The 21702-nt window shown below is 57.2% G+C and carries 19 protein-coding genes and 1 pseudogene; 10 read left to right on the plus strand and 10 right to left on the minus strand.

Annotated elements, in window-relative coordinates; all coding sequences use genetic code 11:
• Positions 1-60 precede the first annotated feature (60 nt).
• Positions 61-1416 (plus strand): hypothetical protein, encoded by a 1356-nt coding sequence (locus tag KUF59_RS05170; RefSeq protein ID WP_258768488.1) that lies wholly within the window; start codon positions 61-63, stop codon positions 1414-1416.
• Between the two features lie 16 nt (positions 1417-1432).
• Here the strand turns inward: KUF59_RS05170 and KUF59_RS05175 are convergent, their stop codons facing one another.
• Complete coding sequence (locus KUF59_RS05175) at positions 1433-2620, minus strand: FAD-dependent oxidoreductase (protein WP_258768489.1); 1188 nt, start codon at positions 2618-2620, stop codon at positions 1433-1435.
• Positions 2610-3206: an ATP/GTP-binding protein gene (locus KUF59_RS05180; RefSeq protein ID WP_258768490.1), complete on the minus strand. Its 597-nt coding sequence runs from the start codon at positions 3204-3206 to the stop codon at positions 2610-2612. Before KUF59_RS05180 ends, KUF59_RS05175 begins: the two co-directional genes overlap by 11 nt.
• 36 nt (positions 3207-3242) lie before the next feature.
• Here KUF59_RS05180 and KUF59_RS05185 point away from each other — a divergent pair, with 36 nt between their 5' ends.
• Positions 3243-3698 (plus strand): NUDIX domain-containing protein, encoded by a 456-nt coding sequence (locus tag KUF59_RS05185; protein ID WP_258768491.1) that lies wholly within the window; start codon positions 3243-3245, stop codon positions 3696-3698.
• 191 nt (positions 3699-3889) lie between these two features.
• Positions 3890-4867: a Fe(II)-2OG oxygenase family protein gene (locus KUF59_RS05190; protein ID WP_258768492.1), complete on the plus strand. Its 978-nt coding sequence runs from the start codon at positions 3890-3892 to the stop codon at positions 4865-4867.
• A gap of 2 nt (positions 4868-4869) precedes the next feature.
• On the opposite strand, the gene KUF59_RS05195 is transcribed toward KUF59_RS05190, so the two are convergent.
• Positions 4870-6123: a DegT/DnrJ/EryC1/StrS family aminotransferase gene (locus tag KUF59_RS05195; protein ID WP_258768494.1), complete on the minus strand. Its 1254-nt coding sequence runs from the start codon at positions 6121-6123 to the stop codon at positions 4870-4872.
• 270 nt (positions 6124-6393) lie between these two features.
• On the opposite strand from KUF59_RS05195, the gene KUF59_RS05200 reads away from it, so the two are divergent.
• Together KUF59_RS05200 and KUF59_RS05205 are read left to right on the plus strand one after the other, a co-directional pair.
• The gene (locus KUF59_RS05200) at positions 6394-7098 is read left to right on the plus strand and encodes a hypothetical protein (protein WP_258768495.1); all 705 of its coding nucleotides are present in this window, start codon (positions 6394-6396) and stop codon (positions 7096-7098) included.
• Positions 7099-7715: 617 nt separating this feature from the next.
• Positions 7716-9437 carry an AIPR family protein gene (locus KUF59_RS05205; RefSeq protein ID WP_258768497.1) on the plus strand — a complete coding sequence of 574 codons (1722 nt, stop codon included), beginning with the start codon at positions 7716-7718 and terminating at the stop codon, positions 9435-9437.
• A 119-nt stretch (positions 9438-9556) separates the two neighbouring features.
• Here KUF59_RS05205 and KUF59_RS05210 read toward each other — a convergent pair.
• Positions 9557-10538: pseudogene (locus KUF59_RS05210) on the minus strand (substrate-binding domain-containing protein).
• A gap of 550 nt (positions 10539-11088) precedes the next feature.
• Here KUF59_RS05210 and KUF59_RS44180 point away from each other — a divergent pair.
• Positions 11089-11271: a Myb-like DNA-binding domain-containing protein gene (locus KUF59_RS44180; RefSeq protein WP_408918060.1), complete on the plus strand. Its 183-nt coding sequence runs from the start codon at positions 11089-11091 to the stop codon at positions 11269-11271.
• Positions 11272-11768: 497 nt separating this feature from the next.
• Here the strand turns inward: KUF59_RS44180 and KUF59_RS44185 are convergent, their stop codons facing one another.
• Together KUF59_RS44185 and KUF59_RS05215 are read right to left on the minus strand one after the other, a co-directional pair.
• The gene (locus KUF59_RS44185; RefSeq protein ID WP_408918061.1) at positions 11769-12035 is read right to left on the minus strand and encodes an HNH endonuclease; all 267 of its coding nucleotides are present in this window, start codon (positions 12033-12035) and stop codon (positions 11769-11771) included.
• A complete protein-coding gene (locus KUF59_RS05215; RefSeq protein ID WP_258768498.1) occupies positions 11978-12763 on the minus strand; it encodes an HNH endonuclease in 786 nt (261 codons plus the stop codon). The genes KUF59_RS44185 and KUF59_RS05215 overlap by 58 nt, the downstream gene beginning before the upstream one ends.
• A 287-nt stretch (positions 12764-13050) precedes the next feature.
• Between KUF59_RS05215 and KUF59_RS05220 the strand changes: the two genes are divergently transcribed.
• A complete protein-coding gene (locus KUF59_RS05220) occupies positions 13051-14961 on the plus strand; it encodes an AAA family ATPase (RefSeq protein WP_258768500.1) in 1911 nt (636 codons plus the stop codon).
• 859 nt (positions 14962-15820) lie between these two features.
• Positions 15821-17521: a retron Ec67 family RNA-directed DNA polymerase/endonuclease gene (locus tag KUF59_RS05225; RefSeq protein ID WP_258768504.1), complete on the plus strand. Its 1701-nt coding sequence runs from the start codon at positions 15821-15823 to the stop codon at positions 17519-17521.
• Positions 17522-17606: 85 nt separating this feature from the next.
• On the opposite strand, the gene KUF59_RS05230 is transcribed toward KUF59_RS05225, so the two are convergent.
• The 4 genes from KUF59_RS05230 to KUF59_RS05245 all read right to left on the minus strand — a co-directional run bounded on the left by KUF59_RS05230 (position 17607) and on the right by KUF59_RS05245 (position 20487).
• A complete protein-coding gene (locus tag KUF59_RS05230) occupies positions 17607-18059 on the minus strand; it encodes a hypothetical protein (protein ID WP_258768505.1) in 453 nt (150 codons plus the stop codon).
• A 90-nt stretch (positions 18060-18149) separates the two neighbouring features.
• A complete protein-coding gene (locus KUF59_RS05235; protein WP_258768510.1) occupies positions 18150-19142 on the minus strand; it encodes a phage major capsid protein in 993 nt (330 codons plus the stop codon).
• A 119-nt stretch (positions 19143-19261) separates the two neighbouring features.
• Positions 19262-19489: a hypothetical protein gene (locus KUF59_RS05240; RefSeq protein WP_258768512.1), complete on the minus strand. Its 228-nt coding sequence runs from the start codon at positions 19487-19489 to the stop codon at positions 19262-19264.
• A gap of 656 nt (positions 19490-20145) precedes the next feature.
• Complete coding sequence (locus KUF59_RS05245; protein WP_258768514.1) at positions 20146-20487, minus strand: hypothetical protein; 342 nt, start codon at positions 20485-20487, stop codon at positions 20146-20148.
• A 694-nt stretch (positions 20488-21181) separates the two neighbouring features.
• Between KUF59_RS05245 and KUF59_RS05250 the strand changes: the two genes are divergently transcribed.
• Both KUF59_RS05250 and KUF59_RS05255 read left to right on the plus strand, forming a co-directional pair.
• Positions 21182-21487, plus strand: a complete 306-nt coding sequence (locus tag KUF59_RS05250; protein ID WP_258768515.1) for a hypothetical protein — start codon at positions 21182-21184, stop codon at positions 21485-21487.
• Positions 21484-21693 (plus strand): hypothetical protein, encoded by a 210-nt coding sequence (locus tag KUF59_RS05255; RefSeq protein ID WP_258768516.1) that lies wholly within the window; start codon positions 21484-21486, stop codon positions 21691-21693. The genes KUF59_RS05250 and KUF59_RS05255 overlap by 4 nt, the downstream gene beginning before the upstream one ends.
• Positions 21694-21702: the final 9 nt, after the last annotated feature.

A 21702-nucleotide genomic window follows, 5' to 3' on the forward strand; every position in this document is an offset into this window, starting at 1 on the left:
CGAATTCCCGTTGTAATTGTATGCGATAGAAATGGTGTGTCATAGAGGAAAGAGGGGCTCATGCGCGTTATTCAGCATTTTGGCAGTCATACACTTCGCAACGTCCTTCTTGCGACTACGGTCATATGCACCCCGACATATGGATATGCGGCGAGCGGTTGTGCTCCTGGGTCGACCTGCCTGTCGGTGACAGCGAAGGGCGCGCCGGCGCCTGAGCCCGCGCCCTTCATTGCTCAATGCACCGGCGCATTCCCAGACTTCATCACGCGCCCGGCCATGATCTCGAATGGCGGTCCCTTGTTCAAATTGTCCCAATCGTACCCTTCTTCGGTTCCGGCGAACGACGCGCCCTGGTTGAACATCAAATTCGCTGACGGAGTGACTGGCGCAAATAGCTACCTCTATGCGCTGCGGGACTATGCTTTCGACGGCATGATCGATGCTGATTTCAAGCCGGAGGCCAATAGCGTTCGGCCGTGGTTTCACATGCCACTCATGAACTATGGGCCGCATCCACGCGAGCCCGTGCACGGCCTGACATCAGAACGTCCTGTGACGGGACCGGAACTTGGTGTGAAACCAGGAGTGACCATTCACAATTATGCAGTCGGTTTCTACAATGCAGCAGGCGCCGTCACCATTGGACAGGTCCTGGGAGGCGCATCGCCAGATTTGACAAAGGCCCAATTCCCGCAAGGGGCAATGACCTTCAAGATCTTGTTCAGCGACGCGACTCCGAATGACTTTCAGGGGGCAGACATCCTGGATGGGGCCCCGCAGTGGACGATCGCTACCGCAGCCGGTCCACAACTCGTCCGGCTCATGCAGATGGATGTCGCCGCGGTGGACAGCCATTCGCCAACCGGGTGGGTCTTTGGGACTTTTGCCTTCGACCGCAATGCAACTGATGCTTCCCCGTGGCGGAGGCTCCGACCCGTAGGTCTATCATGGGGAAATGACTTCGGGTTCACGCCGGCCGATCAGCAGGCAGGCAAGAAGCTGACGGAAACCACCATATCGGACCAGGCGCCCGCTTACGCAGCCTCCCATCTGGGATGGGCTGGACGCGCGAACGGACCGGTCGACAATCCGATTTCTGGATGCCTGAGCTGTCACAGCACAGCGCAATTGCCTGCGGCTCCGATTACATTTCCGAACTCGTGTGCAACAGACGCTCAGAAGATGCTCTGGTTCAGAGATCTGAAAGGTACTGAGCCGTTTGGAAGTGTGGATGCAAGCTGCAACCCCATCACCACGACACCTCCTCCGAAACCTCTCGATTTTTCGCTTCAATTGTCGGTCGCAGTCCAGAACGTGATGCAATTCGGCGATATTAATCCGTGTTCACCATCGGCTTCGATCATGAACATTCGAGTCGATGACCATCCCGGAGAGCACCCGCGCATTGCCCGGTAGCCACATTGGCGCAGCGTTAGCTTAAGCCCGCCAAATCCCTGGCAAGATCCTTCTCGGAATAGGTCTTGGCATCAAGTCCGAGGAATTTCGAACTCAGTTCGGGATTCCTGGCGATCGTCTGCAGTTCCTCGATCTGTGTTGCAGTAGCCGGGAGAAATCCTGCAAGCCTGTTCGCTCTCTCCACCTCTTCCGCATACAGCGCCGTACGCTGGGCCCACTTGAGCTTGAGCGCTCGCTCGAAGCGGGCGTCCATTTGTGGATTTGCAATCATCAGCTTCGCCAGCAGGTCGGCATCAAGAAAGGCGTCCGTGATTCCCTGGGCGGTGACCGAGTCCTTGTGAGACCAGGCGTCGCCAATAAGGCACGCTCCCGTTTCAAGCATGGCGCGAATGAACGATGGCTGGTTCAGCGCCCTTCTAAACCCGTCACACAGCGTGGCCTGCGGCGGGATAGCCGCGAATTTTGCAATTCGATCCGCTGCCTCGCGCAGAAAGCTTTGGGGGCCAGTCTTGAAACGGTCGAAAAGAGCCGTTGGCCGCTGAATGACATAGATCATGTCCCCATCGGTTGTAGGAACACAGGCTTGCGCTCCCCACTCATCCACGAGGATGTAGCATTCGCTCCCGACAGTATTGGGCACATACTTGTAAAGTGTGAAGGTCAACGAAGGACGATACATCGAGAATTGGAGGTCGAGCCGTGACGCTACGCTCGACATCATCCCATCGGCTGCCACAAGAAAACGGCTGCTAACTGCTGTTTGAGAGCCTGAAGGCGTGGATGCCGAAATGGTCCATCTGCCTCCATCGAACTCAAATGCGCGTACATCATGCTGATAAAGCACCTCGGCATTTGCTTCGATCGCAAGCTCGCCGAGTAAAGTGTCGAGCGCCCCTCGCTTCACGCATGTGCTGGAAAGCTGGTCGGTCGCCGTCCAGGGCAGGCCGGAAATGGACACCCCATGAATTATCATGTGGATCCTGGTCAAGAGTGGAGCTCCGAGCCGTTTTAGCCTCGGCAATGCGCCCCATTGATCCAGCAGCCTTACGCCGGCAAGCTGAATCGTATGAGTAGACCTCATCTCGAACTGCGAGGTGTGGCGCTCGAACACACAGACCTTGAAGCCCGCCCTCGCAAGAAGCATCGCAAGCGGCGCGCCCGCGCAGCGTCCCCCGACGACTACGACGTCGTAATCAGTTGCCATCGCAGCCGAGCAATTTCCGGGCCTGGGTCCAATGAGATTCCATGTCTCCTTCCAGGATGACATGGTGGATGTTCAAGGCATTCAGCCAGAAGAGCGTCCTGTCATGGACAAGAGAGGCGTATCGTGGATCCGTCTCACGTACGCCATCCTGCTTGCGCACCTCGGAATGGGTCAGGACGAAAACATGCGAATATGTTGGGCCGTGCCGACTGCCGAGATAGTTGGCCATGCAATTGAGAGCCAGGTCCGGCCGGGAAGCGCAGTTGTAGGCTGCGACGGCATCCACATGGATGATCGGGTCGTAGATAGTTCGGTCCGCCACGAAGTGGACAAGTCTGGACTCCATTGCCGCCTGCGCGAGCATCATCAATAATTGCGTTTCTATGCTGCTGTTCGGTCCGAGGACCCGACCGCGTGAATGGAAGTCCCGAGCAATTTCGGGAATGAGCGGCACTCCAAGAAGCTCGGCTAGCCGCGCAGAGAGAGACGACTTTCCGGTGCCCGGCGCCCCCATGACGCCGAGCCTGATCACTCCGCCGGGCGGGCCTGGTCGAAATCGGTCTAGAATGTCATTTGCACCCATCATGATGGCATTTTTTCTACTAGAGGTTAAATTAGAAAAATGACGTCCAAAAAGCAAATTGTGGCAAGCGCACTAATTCCGGACTCGCTGGGACGGATTTTCGTCCAGAAGCGGACGATGACCCGCCGGCTTTTCCCTGGTTGTTGGGACCTGATTGGCGGTCATGTCGATGAAGGCGAAGATGTGCTTTCTGCACTGAACCGGGAAATCGAGGAAGAGACGGGTTGGAAACTTAAATCCGTCATAGAAGAACTTACCACGAAGCCGTGGAGAAGCGGCGAAACCGAATATGAGGAGCGGCAGTTCATCGTGACTATTGATGGCGACCTGGAAAGGCCCTCACTCGAGACCGCCAAGGTCTCGGAAGGGCTATGGGTCGACCGGAAAAATATCGAGCGGCTCAAGGAAAACCGCGAGCCAGGTGATCAACTCATCTATGACTCCGTTCTGGAAGCCCTTGATGTTCTCGAGAAGCGTCGCTCCTCGACGGGCTAACAAAGCTCCGAAGAAGTGACTGGTGCTCACCTGGCTCTCAAAGTCGCATCTATCTTTGCGAGAACGAAACATTGCTCGGAAAAGACTTTTACTAGCCAGCGTCCGAAACGGACGATCGAGTGTGGCGCAGCTTTTCATCCCGATATAGTTGTGTCAATATTGTGCCGTTTTGAAGTGAGGGAATTCTTTTCTTGAAGGTCATTCTTCGACAGCCGTCTGAATCGGCGAACCGCAATAGTGGAGCTCTGAGGCCGGATCCGGCTGTGGATCCAGACTTGGCGACGACGGCAGCTTCTGCTCGGCTCGGGCGGGTTTCCGACGAGGCTTTCCGCGACGCATGCCGGAAATTCAGTCAAGGTGCTTATCCGTGGCTTCTCATAGAGAACTTCTTTGATGCCGGCGCACTCCCTGACACCCCGCAAACGATAGCGCCGACGGGTGACGATTCCTGGTGGCCGGGCGCCTATGCCGCCTTGGCAGCAATCGATGCAATCTGGCATAAGCATGTCGCCTATCGCTGCGAGAACGATGGTCATTTGTTTGTCAATCTGACAGCCCTGCCGGGCCAGGGAAAGCTTGCAGAGAAGTCGCGCGCAAAGATGCGCGGTCATACGGATGCCTGCAGTTTCCCTTTCCCGAGCGAATTCAAACCCGGCGACCTCATTTCGCCTTCTCCCGACGTCGTTGTTCTCATCGGATACCGAAACCCCGACAGCGTTCCTACCTTTCTTGCGCCCGTGCTGGCCATCACGGACAAGATGGATGCGGCGGCCATCGGTGAGCTGCAGAAGCCGCACTTTTCGATCGGCACGCAGAACACGTTCAAGACCGATCACATACTCGTCGATGCACCCATCATGAGCTTCGACCCAATGAGAGGTTGGTCGATCCGTTTCAGCCATAGCAAGATCGTCGCTGATCCTGACAACCCTGCTGCGGTGAAGGCTCTCGAATCCCTGCGGCAAGCTGCGGCCGATTCCTTTGAAAGCATAGTCGTTTCGCCTGGCAGCGTGCTCTTGATCAACAATCGGACCGCTCTGCATGGTCGTGGGCTCGTCGGAGGTGAGATTGGCGGACAGAGCAGGTGGCTGATGCGCACCTACGCCAACAAGGAGGATACGCCCGGGCTTGCGACCGATCCGAACCGACCGTTCCTCCTCTCGCCTTAAGGCTAGTTCCTGAGCTGCCCTGCGCGTATCGCGTCGCATACCTTCGTTAGCCCCTCGATGTATTTTCCAACCAAGCCGTCGTCTTCTGGAAACGCCCACACCGGGAGTTTAATCGCGCTAGCCCAATATTCGCGTGACTTCGGGTTGCTCCGGTTCATCCTTCCTTCCGGCGCCGCGAAGTGACGAAGCCGTGGCATTGCCCGTCCCGGATCGGAAAAGAGCGCCAGATCCGATACGGGTCTCATGGAGTTCGGAATGTCTATTTCTCGCAGACCCTCTGCATAGAGTGCTTTGACAAACAGGTCGCGGTCGATACCCGCAATGGCGGGATCAAAACGGAACGTGTAGGCGTACCAGCTCGGCGAGGTATCTTGAGTCCTAGGAATCGAAATGAATTCGTACTCGCCAAGGGCCGTGTCGAAGCGCGCAGCAAACTCTGATTTTTGAGCAATCCATCGATCCAAATTGCCGAATTGCTCTGCAGCCATCGCAATCGCCAGCGGATGAGCGCGCAGCTTCAGCCCGAAGCCCGTTAAAGCATAGCCATAGAGCGGATGATCCTTATCGATCTCCTCTCTGCACCTCTTGTTGTACTGGCCCTGCAACTGGGCCCGGACGTAGATTTCCTGGTCGCTTGTCGTGATGATTCCGCCTTCGCCGCCAGTGACGAGCTTCTGCGCCTGCAAACTCCAGGCTGACGCGACGCCAAACGTGCCAACCAGGCGTCCCTTGAACCTCGCCCCGTGTGCATGTGAGCAATCTTCAATGAGCGCAATCCCGTTGCGAGCGCAGATCTCACCGATCCTGTCCATCTCGCAAGGAACGCCCCACATGTGCGTTACTACGACGGCTCTGGTTCGCGGGGAGACGAGAAGCGCCAGATCATCAGGATCGAGATTTCCGTTCTGGTCGACATCACAAAAGACCGGTCGCACCCCCAGATAGATAAGGGGACCAGACGTGGCGAAGAATGAATAGTCGGCGCAAATGACCTCGTCTTCCGGTCCGAGGCCAAGTCCCTCATAAATTCCGAAGAGGGCAGAGGTCCCGGAGTTTGTCACCAGCGCGTACTGCGCACCCTGGTAACGCGCGAAGTCATCCTCGAATTCCTTGAAGATGCCACTCCGATCGTAGATCGAAACGGTTCGATCGAGTTGGTGGTTGACTGCTTGACGTGTCTGCTCGGTTATGACGGGCCACACGAAATGCGGGCCGGGCTGGCTTAGAACCGCAGGACCACCGTGAAGCGCAAGCATCGCAATCCCTCGTGATAGGACGTGATAAATGTTGATATGTGGTTAATGCCGAGCGAGTCAAGGGGGAGGTTGGTTGTGTCTTGTCTAGTGTAATTTTCTTGAGCTATTTCAGTAATTTATTTGGTATTTGAAAAACTGGCGTCGATCGCCGGAACGAAAATAAAAGGGCCGAGTTGGGAATCGGCAATTGTTGATTGTGCTGCGATTCTCTGCTAGAAGTTGATAGTATAGTTACGAGAGCGGGGCACCCAAAATGTCGGGATTTGTCAGATGAAACCACGGTTGCAAAAGGAGACAAAAGGGCCCGAGGCCCGTTTGCAACCACTCCCAACGAAGGTTCACGAATCGCTTTTGGAATTGCTTCTAAAGCACGTGAATTACTCGTTTGATCCAAAATCTGGAACGCACATTTTTTACTATTCGATTGCGCCTGGTCTGGTTCCAAGAGGTGTTGGCGAGTTTCCGGACGGGGCATACGCGGACTTCCAAGTTCACGCGCATGAGGTTGTAAGAGGGCTCTCGGCTCCAAAAGCCAAGTCGTTCATCGGATCGATCGGTCAACGAGGTGATGCGCCAACAGCCGTCGCCAAGGAGGAGCCGCCTGCGCCCGTCGTGCAGGTGGGATTGAGTACGACAGCTTCCTTACATGGTGACGTCACGAGTCGGGCCAAAGAGCACGCTCTTAGCCTGAACGCGTTTTGCGTCGATTTGATCGGGCGAGAATTTCCGCGCCTGAACGAGAGGGCGTTCGCAATGCCGTCAGTCGAAGTTCGCAAGGTAATTGTGGGCGCGAAACCGCCGGCTGGCTCGGAGAAGCATGACTGGGTGGTTAGAATGCCCCGCGAGTTGAGGGCCCGATTACTGGTATTCGCCAATGAGTACAGAGTGACGCTTCCCCAGCTTTGCATGTGTTTGCTTGGGGAGCAGTCTGTATCGCAGTCCCAAACAACTCCCGACAAGGTCGCAGCACACTGATCGACTCGTAGTTTGTTGCGACGATTGCCCTGCACGGGTTTGAACCGGGCATCCATGAACAGATGACGGGCGGCCGAAAGGCCGCCCTTTTCTTCACTGCTCAACGATTCCGCTCGACTAATCTGTTTCAATTCTCCTGTCGACCACTTGCAAGATGTCTCCTCCACGGCGCTGAGCTCGTCGCAAAGCTGCATCTGCAGGAGCTTTTCGGAAATCATGCGCCCTGCCGCGCCTCATGACATAACGAGATCATGCGCATCAGCAGCATGATTGTCATCGCTGTCGGATGGATCCTTGAATACGAGGAGCGGATGCTCCTTTGCGAGGATGCCTTGCGGAATATCCGCCAGCATGGGCAGATCAGCAATCGATCGTCCATGTTCGCCAGCACCCAAAGCGCAAGCGCTCTGCGGAATTTAAGCGAGCATCATTCTCCCCGAGGGAAACATATCGGGAACACGCAGATATTCGCGCGGATAACTCGCGATAAGCTACGCGGCCGTGATTTTGTTCCGATACGCTGTGGACTGCTGATTCGGGGCTGAACAATGCAGTAATACGCAACAAACCAATGGCGACATCCGCTTCCTGTCTGTGGATTGTCGGCTAGGAGGCTTATGAGTCGTCCAAGTCTGAAACTGATCTCTGGTGGTTCGCGCTCGCCCAGTCGCCTGGATTGGGCAACCGTAGAACAAGCGCTCTGCGCAACCGGAGAACTGGACGAGCCTCGAACCATCAAGTTCCAACGGCTGATCTTGAGTCGACTGTTCGGAGTCTCGGTCCTCGAGGCGGATCAATATATCACCGATGGCGGAGACGATTGCGGAATCGACTGCTTCGTACTCGACTACAATGATAACAAGATTCATCTCGTCTCCACGAAAACGGTCGAAACCTTTGACAAGGCCAACAAGAACTTTCCCGGCGTAGAGGTCTCGAAGCTCATTTGCTTTGTGAGGGATCTCGTTCGCAAATCTGACAGCCTTCCACTTCGCTGCAACCCGCTTCTGAGATCCAAGCTTACCGAAGCTTGGGATGCAATGGACAGCGGTCGGGTCTTTGTCATCTGCGTCCACATCTGCTCGAATCAGAGCAATCTGATTGAGCGAGACTTTCGATCTCTCCGAGAGGGTCTCGTAGAATTCAGGGCGCTTGCATTCGAGCACTCCCTGAGCCGGCTGTCAGATGAAGTCTCGAAGAACTGGTCACCTCCTACACTGAAGGTTCTCAAGTTCGTCGGCGGTGAGCAGTTCGAGCACACCAAGCCTGCCGTCAACTCTCAGATAACAACTCGCGCTCTGGTCGGGACGGTCAGGCTCTCCGACCTTTGTGATTTTCTTCGCGATCCGCAGACGAGTTTTGTCGACGAGAACCTCTTTCACGCCAACGTACGCGGCCATCTGGGAATACAAAATCCTGTCAACCGGGAGATTGCTGACACACTCCGCGGCCCCGACAATCATCGCTTCTTCTTCTTGAACAATGGCATCACGATCGTTTGCGAGAAATACCTGTATCAGTCGGGCGGCTTCCCCGTCACGCTTCATCGTCCCCAGATCGTCAATGGTCGGCAAACCGCTGAAACGATCTTCGCTGTTTGCGGTAAACCATCGAGTGCTGCTGACCTTACGGTTGCAATACGTGTGATCGAAACTTCCGATCCTGATCTTATTGAAGAAATCTCTATCGCGACGAATAGCCAGTCGCGTATTGGCGCCAGAGACCTGCGGGCAAACAGCTCGATCGCCAAGAAGCTGGGGGCGGGTCTGGAGCGTCTTGGCTACTCCTACGTAAGAAAGCGCGGCGAGACCTCGCTACGTCCACCTGAGAAGACGATTGATGCGCTCAAAGGAGCGCAGCTGATCCTGGCATATCTTAAAGGCCTGCCAGAAAAGGCCAAGACTGACACCTCTTCGATGTTCGGCGAAGCGTTTGAGGATGTCTTTGACCCAAACCTGGTCACCCCCGAGCTATTGGTTTCGGCGCACAACATATTCCTTGCAATTGAGCAAGAGAAGCATCGCGCCATGTTGACGATGCGCGCGTCTGGATTGTCGGCCGCCAGTACGGAGCATTGGCTTGTCGAAGGGTCGTTCCACGTACTCTATTGCGTCGGTCTGATGGTAAGAAAGCGGCAGTCGGATCTGTCCAACCATGATGCGTGCGCGCCGCTGATTGAGGAGGCGATGCAACTGGTCGGGCGATACTACGAAGATGCCGATCGTGTTGCCGCCTATCGCCTCTTCAGATCAGTTAAGGCAAGGGAGGATCTTCGACAGTTGATTGAAGGAGTAAAACTCAATTCCACTCAGTCGCGACAGCTTGGTTTTGGATTTTGAGAATGCAAGCCCTCTCGGGCTTGCTTATCGAATGTAACTGCAGCCATTGGCCCCGAATACTTCGCTTGAACATTGATGGCGGATGGATGCCCAGCTCGTCGGGGCTGATTGGCCTTGTTTCAAACATTCTCAGGCGTCACGATCTCGAACGGGATGGTCCGCTGAAGCGTGGCGGTCGGGGTGACCTGTTTTGTGACGTCGATCATCGTCTGGACGAGCAGGTCCGAGGTTGCCTCGAGCGGGTGGCAGAGCGCGGCCGTGATTAGTCCTTCAGAGAGGCCCTTTCGCGTCTCCGGTCCGATGTCACTGCAGATGATCTTGATGCCCCTTCGTCTGTCTTCCGGCGCTTCCCTGATCGCTCTAAGCACCCCCGAAATCCCACCCCCGACGATCAGGATGCCAACCAGGTCGTCCGTTGCTTGCAGCAGTTCTTTGACAAGCTGGTATGCTTCGTTCGGCTCTTCGTGTGTCGGTCGGCTTTCCTCGATGGCCGGCCCAGGCGCCTGCTCCCGCATATAGGACCGGAAACTCGCGTCAGCGACCTCCTGGCACTGGTGGCGGTGATTGCCGATGAAAACGGCAATGCGCCCGCTGCCCTGTGTCATCCGGGCAATGAGGAACGCTGCTGTACGTCCGAGTTTCCAGTTGTCAGCGCCCACATAGGCCGCCCTATCCGATGCGGACTGATCGGTGATGTAACAGACGACCGGCTTCCCTCCTTCACGCAGCGATCGGATAGTTTGACCGATGATCGGATGATCGGCCGCGATCACGGCGACAGCATCGCACTCAACCGAGAGCATTTGGAGCCGATCCGCGATGTTGTCGGGAGTGAGAAGATCCACGAACTCGACGAGCGGTTCGACGACCTCATCGCGGCGACCTCGGCAAGCTGCGACGATCTTTCGGCTAAAGAGCTGGTAAAGTTCCCGATGAGACTGCTGTAGCAGAAAGCCAAAGCGATATTTGGGCGCCGACTTGCGTATCCTATCATCGATCGCACCAAGTCCGTACCGAGGCAGACCCCGCCAAAGTCCTATTGACCGTGGCGACGGACACCCCGGCAGCCTTCGCCAGATCTGCGATGGTCGGTCGTTTCACATCCGTGCTCCCTAAGCGGGTCGTGTCATTGTGACTGATACTAAATGATGCTTTACGCTCATCGCGAGCGTAATGAGATATACTCAAATTTTCAACCGCAGCACCTGCGGCAGCCTGCCCTTGTCCGCCGCTCGGCGGCCTAGGCCATCGCGGGCTTCTTCAAGTCCGCCAATTGCGCGGCGGCGTCTTCCGATGCCCATTCGCGCATGGCCTCGATGACCGCCTTGGTGACCTGCCCCAGGAAGTTGGCCGTGGTGCGCTGCCAGCGCCGCCATATGAAGTGAGACCGCCTGAGCCGCCTCGGCGTGTTAATTAGTGGAGATGAGTTTGCACGGACGGATATAGGCAAGCTCGTCGAGCAGAAAGACGGCAGATAACTTTTATCTACGCTCATTATCGCCATTGTTGCAGTGCTAAAGACCCGCACCGGTTAGCCGAGATCAAAATGGCCAAGAACGTTCGAATGACGCAAGGCGTGTGAACTTTCTTGGCACTCGTCGGTGACTAGACCGGCCCCGGCTCGGCACAGAACTAGTCCGTTGAGTGTAGAATGCTTAGAAACAGGTCTCGGCGATGGAGCAAAGAAGAAGACCAGCGCCTTCTCGATCTCGCTTCAAAACGCGAAAGCTTCAAGCGGATCTCTATCCTGCTCGAGAGAAGCGAAAACGCGGTCGTTCAGCGACTCAGGCAACTGCGGCTGAAGCCCCCAGGATCGTGGCTCCCCACGGAGTGAGTAGCCTCGAGCCGGCCTTCGAGAGTAGCGGGAGGCGCAATCACCAATACCTACGTTCGCTAGCCGTTCCAAGCGTGACGCCCGCTTTCATGCCCGGAGCAAGAAGCCGGCATGGAAGCGCCTGCCTCCCGTCAGCCCTTCTCCGCTGGCCGGAAAGGCAAGGATCGTGGATGCACTGTCGTATCCACTGATCAGCACGCGAGCTTGCCCGATGCCTTAACTCGCGCACGAACGAAAAGTGGACGTATCTGGTGCGGTCTCTGGTCCGGTCGTCGCGCCGAGAGCAACAAAGACCAAATAAGATGATACATACATACATACTAATATTCTTGGTGGGCCCGGCAGTTTATGTACAAGCTCGCAACTTCAATAGCTTGCAAAAAGGTGGTGACCAAAAAGCCGCTTTGAAGCCATTAAGCTTTTTAACGCGCAGTCACCACCATCTCGAAGTTAGTGCGCGGCCACGGAGCATCCTTGAGGCGCAAAGCACTGCGCGTTTACGTGGGCTGTGAAGGATCGGCAACTCTACGAGCTGCAGCGTTTGCGTTGATATCAGACCACTCGAAGTGTTTTGCCAGTGCGTCAAGTGACGGCCGTTTTCTCGCATCAAGGGGCAGTGAAAGGGCAGCTCCCGCAAGCGCTCCATACGTCGTACCAACCAGACCCGCTGCAATAACGACCGTCATCGTCGCGGGATCGACCGACATCAGACCCAGATCAAAAAGCGAATGTATGTCTGCTCGCAAAAGCAAACCATTCTGCACATGGTCACTGTGATCCCCGCGATATGGGCAATATGAGCGGCCTCTAACGCTTCAACAGCGTCACAGCCCGTGATCGCACACGTGCCTCGGTAAGCCTCCAGCAGGGCCTTGCGGAACTTTGCTTGTCCTCGCCTGCGGACGACCTCGGCTATTGCTTTTTGACGCTGATCGGCCGCGCCCAACTGATCAAAGTCCCGAACGATAGGAGAGGTTTCCGCTGTGGCACGGTCGTGAGCTGCGTCAGCCTGGTGGATGGTTCCTTCTGTAGAGAAGCCCTCCAGGATGAAGTAGCCATCCTTCCACTCCGAGACCGTAGTAGGACCGAGAACTTCGTATTCCACGCCAGGCTTTGGCTTCGTCTGCAAGAGCACGCCGATGGGAACGCCATCGTCCATGCATTTGACTAAGCCACGATTGGTGGCCTCCCTGTCGCGCTGCGCTGGGTCCCGGTTCTCCTGGAAATAAGGATAGACCCAACTGCCGTCTGGACGCCGCTGCACCTCTTTGTCGGCATAAGGACTCTCTAAGGTCTGGCGCACGCTGAGCGCGTATTCCGTGTAGTGGGGTTTATAGATGCCCTTCGCCTGGTTCACTAGCCGCGCGCCTTGGTCGGCGTGAGCCTGGATATCCGACCAGGTAACAGTTTGACCGGTATGGTCTCGGAACCACCGGAGCGCCACCCCGTGCTCACCGGTCGTATTCGCAACAGCATCATTCAGATCGGACATCAAGCACCCCCGAACCCGTATACCGGTCCGATCCGCTTGGGGAAAGTTGAAGCTTACTGAAACGGGCTGTTTGGTCGCTGGTCCGTCGACAAGCTGGCCCGCGTCTGGTAGCGGCCGGGTCCAGAAAATCGCCCGGGCAGGACACGGTATGACCTTCTGGTCAGGCTGGGCTGAGGGGCTTGGGGAAATCGTGGGGATAGAGAGGTTTGGCTTTGCTCTCGTTGAAGTAACCCATGGTAGAACGCCTTCCACGAGACGAGGAAAACGGGCAAATCGGGGGACCAGCCGTGAAACTGGTGAGCGTCGAAGTCGATCATTTCAAAAACATTCTAAAATCGGGGGACGTGGCAATCCAGCCAGACGTAACCTGCGTGGTTGGTAAAAACGAGTCGGGGAAAACTGCGTTCTTGCAGGCACTCCATCGGTTTAATCCCGCCCAACCCAACGTGATGTTCAACGCTCAGCGCCAATACCCTGCCTGGCTTGAGAAGCAGCATCGGCGGCGGAAAAATCTAGACGAGCACTGCCCAGTAGCGTGCACCTTCGAGCTTGAAAAGCCAGACCTCGAACTGGTTGAGGAAGCGCTCGGTCGCGGTGCCCTCAAAAACAAGACAATCTCTATTTCGCGAACTTACGGCAATGAGTTTCGATGGAACGTCGAGATAAACGAACCTACCATCGTCGCTCATATCGCGAGCGGGCTGCTTACTGGAGGCCCAACCCCGACTAGCATTGATGATCTCAATAAGCTCATCGAAACGCTCGGCAACAGCACACACGCTGATGAGGCTAAGACGGCGGCAGATCGCACATTGGCCCGCGATCTAACCGAGGCCCGGACCAAGGCTCTTGGAGAACGCGCATCGATCGACGAGAGGCCCTGGGACCTTCTTCTGCCCCGGTTACCTCAATTCTTTTACTTCGATGACTACAGCCAGCTCCCCGCGTCCGTAAAAATCCGCCAGTTGCTGGCCAAGAATAAGAAGGACTTGAACTCGGGGGAATTGACCGCGCGCGCTCTGCTCGAACTCGGCGGGGCGGACAATGAATACTTGCTGAACCCGGATTACGAGACGCGAAAGCGAGAGCTTGAAAACATCGCAAACGCGATAACGCACCAAGTCCTCACGTTCTGGAGCACTAACCCCGAGCTTCGCACAGAAGTCGATATGACTTTGAAGCAAGAGCAGGCCGCTAATGGCCAACAGCAGGTCTTGGACGAGCTGAAAATCCGACTATACGACAATCGTCATCTGCTTTCGTTGTCATTCGATGAACGTTCGACTGGTTTTCGCTGGTTCTTCTCCTTCCTCGCTGCATTTTCCGAGTATGAGAACAATGATACGCCTGTCGTCATTCTCCTCGATGAGCCCGGCCTAGGTCTACACGCCCGCGCGCAGGCAGATTTTCTGCGGTTCATTGACGAACGTTTGAGCAAGCGATGCCCTGTCATCTACACGACCCATTCGCCGTTCATGGTGCAACCCGGCAAGTTGGAGCGCGTGAGGCTGGTCCAAGATGGCGGCCGCCAAGTCGGCTCCCAGATCACTTCTAATGTTCTGTCCACGGATCGCGACACACTATTTCCGCTGCAGGGAGCTCTGGGCTACGACATGGTCCAGCATCTCTTCATTGCTCCGCATAACCTCATTGTCGAAGGCACGTCTGATTTCACCTACCTAAATCTCCTGTCGACACATCTAGCGAGCATGGGGCGAACTGGGTTGGACCCGAAATGGTCTATTATCCCAGTCGGAGGCGCTGACCTCATCCCGTCTTTTGTAGCCTTGCTGGGAAATCACCTCGAACTAACGGTGCTGATCGACTCCCGCAAAGAGGGGAACCAGCGCCTTCAACACCTGACCCAGCTGGGATTGTTGAAGGGTACACGATTGATCACGATCGGAGAGATCATCGGGGCTAAGGTCGGCGACGTGGAGGACCTATTCGCGCCGGAAGAATACCTGAGGCTCTTCAACGAGGCGTTCGCGAAGTCCTTTAAGGTTTCCGATCTGGTCGGGAAAGACTCGATCGTCAACAGGCTCGCGCGCCTTATAAAAGTTGATCGATATGACCATGGCCTTCCCGCGACGGCGCTGCTCAAGAATTATCCGAGTATCCTGCCGACGCTTGCGCCAGAGACGCTGACGCGATTTGAAAGCCTCTTTCAGCGCATCAACTCTACCCTCGGCACCTAGCCTTGCGACGCACCATAGACGGAACGCTCAAAGGCTGAAGAGGGTTTGCCGTCGTCGCCTATGGCGCGCTTCACCAGCGTAGCGCGGCAAAGGAGCGGCGGCTCTTTTCCGATACCAGTGCGGCGATATCTCGATCAATGGACAATGGGCGGGCCGGTGCCTGTCATTTGGACGCGCTACCGACCTGTCCGGGTTCGTGGCCGTTGACGAGCGACTTGGTGCCGGAGAAATTTTATTTCAAGGGATTTCGCCGTTGTGCGGGCGCGAACGTTGGAGCGCCGCCGCGCTCCGATGCGCAGGGGGCTCTCCTTTTCGGAAGTCCCCCCGGCCCTTTGAACGATGTCCGCTGTGCCTTCAACGGCCACAAAAGCGGGCACCGCCGCAGCTCCGGTTGGGTCAACAGCTGCCATTCGCCTTGCCGGATCAGTCCAAGACCAAAGTGATTACGTCATGTAACTGTCCGCCAGCATCGGAAGCCGGTGGCGAGAATGCGCGTCAGAAGCCTCTTCGGCCGCTCTGTTCTAATCGACCGCTACTCGCGCAAAATCGTCCGGCGTCATCATGGCAGGTCAACGTTGTGGATGTGGGGCCGTTCCGGGATGCTGAAATTGGGACACTGCGCGGCGTGAAGGAAAACGGTTAGCAGGGCGTGCCGACTTTGCTGGGGCCTGTTGATAAGTGCTAGCAAGGCTTGCTGTTAAAGCGCTGTTTTGATCAACTGCAACCACGGCTTGCGGATAGATTTTTCTGTTGTGTTTCGCGACAGTTGATATGAATGCCAGCGGCAATGCGCGCTCCTTGCAGATCGCTATGATCGGACGGAACATCTGGCCTACGAGTATCCGCAAGCCGATTTCCCATGACTAATAAGCTATCTCAGCTAAAGGGCGCTAAGACGCTCCCGCAACTGGCGCGCGTCCTGGGTATCCAACCTCACGCGCTGTCCTACGTACTCTACTGGCTGACGGACGATCAGAAGTACGAAAGTTTCACTATTCCCAAACGAGGCGGTGGACGGCGATCGATCACGGCCCCGAAGACGCACCTGAAGATGATCCAGACCAAGCTCGCGAAGCGTCTTCTGGACATTCACGTCGAGCTTGAGGATGGACGATCGAAGAAGCAGTGCAGGCTGTCGCACGGTTTCAAACGTGGCTATTCCATCATCACCAACGCAGCGGCACACCGCAACAAGCGTTACGTCTTCAACGCGGACCTCAAGGATTTCTTTCCATCAATCAACTTCGGAAGAGTGCTTGGCTTCTTCACGAAGGATCGAAACTTCGCGCTCGAACCCACTGTTGCCACCGTCATCGCCCAGATAGCCTGCCACAATAACCAACTTCCGCAGGGTAGCCCGTGTTCGCCGGTTATCTCGAACTTGATCGCGCACGTGCTGGACATCCACCTCAATAGGATCGCCACCGACGCCAATTGTACGTATACACGCTATGTTGATGACCTGACGTTCTCCACGAACGAGCAGGAATTTCCGTCTTCAATAGCGCGGCTCGTTTCAGACAGCACAAGCATCTGGGTGCCCGGAGACAGCCTCGTTCGATACGTGTATCGATCTGGCTTCAAACTGAACCATGACAAGACGCGAATGCAGAGGCGAAATTCGCGGCAGGATACCACAGGGCTGATCGTAAATAAAAAGGTCAACGTTCGAAACGAATATTACAAGATCGCTCGGGCAAAATGCCATCATCTTTTTCAGCACGGCTATTGCTACTCTGAGCACGACCACGAAGCGCTTTCAGATGCCGCCCTTGAGGGCGCAATGAGCTTTATCTATCACATTCGCGGCCTCAGGACGGCTGATTGGAAGTTAGAGCAGAAGAGCTTCTATCAATTGTATCGACAGTTCTTGGACTACAGAGCGTTCTACGGGCTGGCACGCCCCCGGATAATTTGCGAAGGCAAGACGGACAATATTTACCTGCGATGTGCCATGGGCGCGCTTAGCGCCAAGTTCCCGCAGTTCATTCACCCTGACCCGAAGGTGGGACTTAACTTCGATTTCTTTTACTACACCGATGCGTCAGCGACATTTCAAGATTTGTCCGGGGGGACCGGCGAGCTGAACAAACTCTTGGGCTCTTATAGAGGAAGGGCCTCGTCCTTTAAGCACGGCTCGACGCAACCGGTTCTCATGGTCGTCGACAACGACTCGGGATCAAACGGATTGTTCAAGCACTTGGCTGCGATACTCGGAAAACCCGTTGGTGGGATGGACCCGTTCTACCACGTGTTTGACAATCTCTACGTGGTACCAATACCGAAAACCGGAACTGCGGCGGCCATCGAAGATCTCTTCGAGCCGCATCTTCTTACGAAGACTATTAGCGGTAGGGCGTTCGATAGAACTGGCAAAAAGAAGGATCTCAGCAAGTGGTATACGAAGGTCGACTTTGCAACACAGATCGTGAAGCCCGAGCGCGCTGGGATTGAGTTCAAGGGCTTCGAACCCCTGCTGCAAGCGCTATTAGATGCGCAGAAGGACTTTGACTCGAAGCTCGTCCATCCTGCCGCGCCCGTGGCAATAGCGGCCGAATAACACCGTCTGCAGGTTCCCACGAGCTGTGGTAGCTTCCTATCTCCCTTCAACGCAGATTTCCGCTCCCCCAAAGCCGACATGCTGATCAGTTCACGCGCGGCAGCGGCGGCAGTTCGATGATCTTGTTGCTCCGATCAGAGGCGGCGGTTTCGGTGACCTTGAGCTGCAGCTCCGCGAGCCGTGTCTCCAACCTGGCCTGCTTTGTCTTCAATTCGGCGTTTTCCCTCGTAACGCGCGACAGCTCGTTCTCCAGGGCCTCGCAGACGGTGCCGGTCGCGCGGGCCACCTCAAGCAATTCGGCCTCAATCTCGGCGATGCGTTGCGCTGCCGCGGCATTGGCGGCGGTCTCGGCGTGCTCCCGCTCGGCGTTTACGCGCTTCACGCGCTCACGCTGGCGCTCGACTTCGAACTGCTCTTCCTCTGTGCAAGCTCGCGACGATGCCGCTCGTTGAGGCTCTCGACGCGCGGCTCGAATACGACGCCAGCGTTGCTTTTGCCAGCGTCGTCTTCGTAGACGGCAGGCTCGTCCACCGCCCAATCCGTCTCGCACCGTCCTCGCTCAACTGCAGCACGCGCTTTGGCGAGAATTTCGTCACGCTCTTGATCGCTGTATCGGCCCATCGTTCACCTACCAATTGACGCTTTGAAGCCACGTGATGGCACTTGGCGAACGCGGGCCCCATGTCGCGGGAATGACGAGGCGTAGACCGACGCTGTCAGTCTGAAACGTGCTCATGATCGGGCGGGCGAACACGCCACCAATATCGACGACGTCGGTGGGTGACGACTCCATGTGCGCGGCCATCTCGCCGCTCGCGTCGATGCGTGGCGGCTCGACCACGGTGGCGATGGCTTCGGGCACCAGGCCGACGACGGTTTTGTCCGGCAAAGCCGCCGATGGGAACACCGGCCAGATGTCTCTCGGTGCCAGCATGGCAAGGCTGACGGCCTGCGCAGGCGCGGCGATCAACATCGGAGTGCCGCTACCCGAGACAGGCGCAAGGGCCTTGGCGAGCTGCTGAAGATCGGCGACCATGGCGTCGAGCGGATTGCCGGGGTTGGCTGGCGTGAGCGGCGGGATGCCGTTCAAGAGGCCCGGTGGCTGCTGACCGGGGATGCCCGGCGAGGTCGAGAATAGCAGCGCGTCGAGCGAAGCAGCGGTAGTCTCGCTCAACGTCTGACGCACGATGGCTTCCGCCCGCGTATTACGAAGCATCTCGTTCGTCAGCACGACGATCACGGCGACCTTGTGAGGGTCGAGCAGCTTGCCGGTCGTCGCACCTTGCTGCACCGGGATCGGCCGTCCTTCGCCTACCCAACCAGCGGCCGGGAGTGACACGGCCGGGATAGAAAGCTGTGTCGCGTGATCGAACGCCAGCCCGAGAGAGCGCGCGATCACCTGAGCCGCAGCGCTGATAGGCACGAGGCTTTCGACGAGGTGCATGATGACGGCCATCAGCGCCGCTGCGTCGGTCGTCGATGTCGGCTGCTGCGCGGCGCGGATGAGTAACGGGACGTTCCGATCATCCTGCCAGCTGGCCTTGGCGAGCGGTTCGCGTACCTTCCGGCAAACATCGAGGCAGGCGCGCGCAAGGGAGCGTACTTTGCTCGCGCGCGGCATCGCGGTCGAGTCTGAGCGGGATCGGTGCATTCATGGCGGGCCTCGTTTGATCGGGGCCATGATCGCACGACGCGGAGTCAGCAGATGGGTATGCCTCCCGTATTTTTCGGCTGGGCCTTTCACGAATGCGCGGCGGCATCGTGGAGCATCCGCTCGATGGCTTCGCTGATCTCGTGCCAGTCATGAACTTCGTGCGGCGGCAGCCAGCCGGTACGGACCAACAGGTCAACAACTTGGCTGCCGATCTCGATCTGTGCCGACATCTTGCCGTCACGCTGACGCTGGCGATAGCGGGCCTTACGGCGCGCTGACGGTGACGGTTTCCTGGATGGCGAGCGCTTGAGCATCGGTCAGCCTGCGTTACGCCCGGCCGCGCGGTCAAGAAGGGAAACACGGCAGCTAATTATCATGTTGGCGTTCTCCTCTTTCATGGCGTGAGCATCATTTTCTTCTGCGCGCACGCCTCAAGCCCTTTCTCCCTTGAGATGAAGACCCGAGGTTGAAGCTTGAGCACGAGCTTCTTCCCGAACCTTCACATCACGCCCCGGTATGAGGGGGGGCGGCATTTGCGCCGCCGGATACTCGGTTGCCCTTCGCCTTTCGGCGCACCGCCTTTTGGGCGGCGTCTCCGTGCGCTTTTTTCGGCGCGCACCGGCGCTTTTGTTGGTAAGGAGCCATACCGGGCTCCCGCGCCGCTTTCACCGAACCGGGCTTCCCCGGTGCCGTCGGCAGTTAGCCGTCGCTCAAGGACCGGGTCGCAATTGGCACAGCGTTGCCCGGATTTGGTTTGTCCGGGCTAGAGCGACCCGGTCCGCTGCGTGGATAGAGCGCCACGTCCGCGCTGCGATCGTTCATGTGCGGCTTCGAGAGGCCGGACGGCGGGGCAAGATCGGGACAAGACCGCCGCTATTTTGGTCGGGCTGTTGGTTAGCGAAGCGGGTCCACCGAGCACTTCGCGCCAACGTCCGACCGCACGGACGCGGTTCGTTAGTTGGCCTCCTCCTCAGTTACGGTTTCGGTGCTTTCGGTTACGGTCGCTTCCGTAACGGCTTCCGCCTTGCGCGCCCTGTAACGGCGCACGCGTTCGGCGGCGGTTGGATCGGAGGACGGCTTCGGCGGCGGTTCCGGATGCGTCGGTAGGCTGAGTCGGCGGCGCAGGGGCCGTGTAACGCGACGCGCGTTGGGCCGCGTAATCCTCCAGTGCCCATGTCAGGATGTCGATGAAGTTGTCGATGTAAGTGCAATGGACGAAGAACTTGGCCTCTTCGCCGTAGCAGTCGGTCTGCACGAGCACCAGGCCGCCGTCCTCGATCTTGACGCGGACCTCATTCTGCTGGTGCAGCAAGAAATAGGTCTTCGGTTCTCCTCGCGCGGATCGGTCATGTGCTCGGTCCTTCCTCGCGGCTTTTCAGCCGGTGACCGAGCTGCTAAAAGGAGTGGCCTTGCCAGGTCCGAATTCTTTGCTCGGTCGGGAAAATAGCGACGCCGCCCCACCGGGCGGCGTTTGCGTTTACGCAGTGTTGTTAGGCCCCGCTGCAGCGGCTTGAGTCGATTTGTGCGGCCGAGACTGACGCTTTGCATTCGGTCCCCGCAGGAACTGCGCGACGCGCTGATCCCACATTCTCTTCGGGACCCAGAGAAAGCTGCCGTCCTCTTCAGTGGGAATGTCGTTGCGTTCAGCGGCCCTGTAGCTTTCGGATCGGCTCCATCCGATCAGCGCGCCAGCGGCGGGGACTGAATAGTAGTGGAGCTTGCGCAGCTTACGACTCAAACGCATGGGGAGCTTTCCGGACAGCCCGAAACGGGACGTTTCCAGAATATCCCATTAATGGGGTGTAGACAACCCATCGATGAGACGTTAATGTCCCGTTCAATCCCCTAGTGAACCGAAGGGCTTAACGATGGCACCCCGCCGAAAGAAGGCATCGGCTCCCCCCAAGGCATCAAGTCCCACCGAGGCATCGAGTCCCGCAAAGGGATACGCCTACACTCCCGCGTTTCAGATGGCTCGGGAATACAAGCTCCGCCTGCCGCCTGACGTGTCGGGGTGGGTCGAGCAAAGGGCGAAGGACACCGGCTGGCCGCAGAACCGGGTGATCACCAGCGGCCTGAGCAGCCTCGAACATCTGGAAAAGTTTCGCGACTTCGGCGAGCTGCTGGAGCACTTCAAGACCACGCTGGCCAAGTACAGCGCGCGGATTGTCGCGGCTGATCTCAGCGATGAGCTGCTGCGCGCCGTCGATGCGGTGCTGGAGGCGACTGATGGCGAGCTGCAGGCGCGACTCGACAAGCTGCGCGTTGTCCGCAGCGATATGCAGAAGCACAAACGAGTCATGAGGGAATGAGCCTTCAGGCGGAGCCGAGCATGAGTAAGACGGCTGCCCGATTTACACTTGCCGACATCGCCCGCGCGACGCGCGCGGCCAAGGAGCAGGGAGCTGAAGCTGTCGAGGTTCTGCCGGACGGCACCATTCGGGTGATCATCTCAATTACCAAAGACGATACCAAGCCCGAGGCCGAGAAGCCGAAAGTTCGCGATTTCAAACTCTGACGTCGAGAC

Origin of the sequence: Bradyrhizobium arachidis (assembly GCF_024758505.1) — a bacterium.
GTDB lineage: Bacteria > Pseudomonadota > Alphaproteobacteria > Rhizobiales > Xanthobacteraceae > Bradyrhizobium > Bradyrhizobium manausense_C.

Excerpts from the sequence above, each read along its gene's own strand:
- KUF59_RS05235 (WP_258768510.1), bottom strand. The coding sequence starts at position 19,142 with ATGCCGCGCGCGAGCAAAGTACGCTCCCTTGCGCGCGCCTGCCTCGAT.
- KUF59_RS44180 (WP_408918060.1), top strand. The coding sequence starts at position 11,089 with ATGCTTAGAAACAGGTCTCGGCGATGGAGCAAAGAAGAAGACCAGCGC.
- KUF59_RS05255 (WP_258768516.1), top strand. The coding sequence starts at position 21,484 with ATGAGCCTTCAGGCGGAGCCGAGCATGAGTAAGACGGCTGCCCGATTT.
- KUF59_RS05180 (WP_258768490.1), bottom strand. The coding sequence starts at position 3,206 with ATGATGGGTGCAAATGACATTCTAGACCGATTTCGACCAGGCCCGCCC.
- KUF59_RS05215 (WP_258768498.1), bottom strand. The coding sequence starts at position 12,763 with ATGTCCGATCTGAATGATGCTGTTGCGAATACGACCGGTGAGCACGGG.
- KUF59_RS05205 (WP_258768497.1), top strand. The coding sequence starts at position 7,716 with ATGAGTCGTCCAAGTCTGAAACTGATCTCTGGTGGTTCGCGCTCGCCC.
- KUF59_RS05225 (WP_258768504.1), top strand. The coding sequence starts at position 15,821 with ATGACTAATAAGCTATCTCAGCTAAAGGGCGCTAAGACGCTCCCGCAA.
- KUF59_RS05175 (WP_258768489.1), bottom strand. The coding sequence starts at position 2,620 with ATGGCAACTGATTACGACGTCGTAGTCGTCGGGGGACGCTGCGCGGGC.
- KUF59_RS05185 (WP_258768491.1), top strand. The coding sequence starts at position 3,243 with ATGACGTCCAAAAAGCAAATTGTGGCAAGCGCACTAATTCCGGACTCG.
- KUF59_RS05240 (WP_258768512.1), bottom strand. The coding sequence starts at position 19,489 with ATGCTCAAGCGCTCGCCATCCAGGAAACCGTCACCGTCAGCGCGCCGT.
- KUF59_RS05195 (WP_258768494.1), bottom strand. The coding sequence starts at position 6,123 with ATGCTTGCGCTTCACGGTGGTCCTGCGGTTCTAAGCCAGCCCGGCCCG.
- KUF59_RS05170 (WP_258768488.1), top strand. The coding sequence starts at position 61 with ATGCGCGTTATTCAGCATTTTGGCAGTCATACACTTCGCAACGTCCTT.
- KUF59_RS05200 (WP_258768495.1), top strand. The coding sequence starts at position 6,394 with ATGAAACCACGGTTGCAAAAGGAGACAAAAGGGCCCGAGGCCCGTTTG.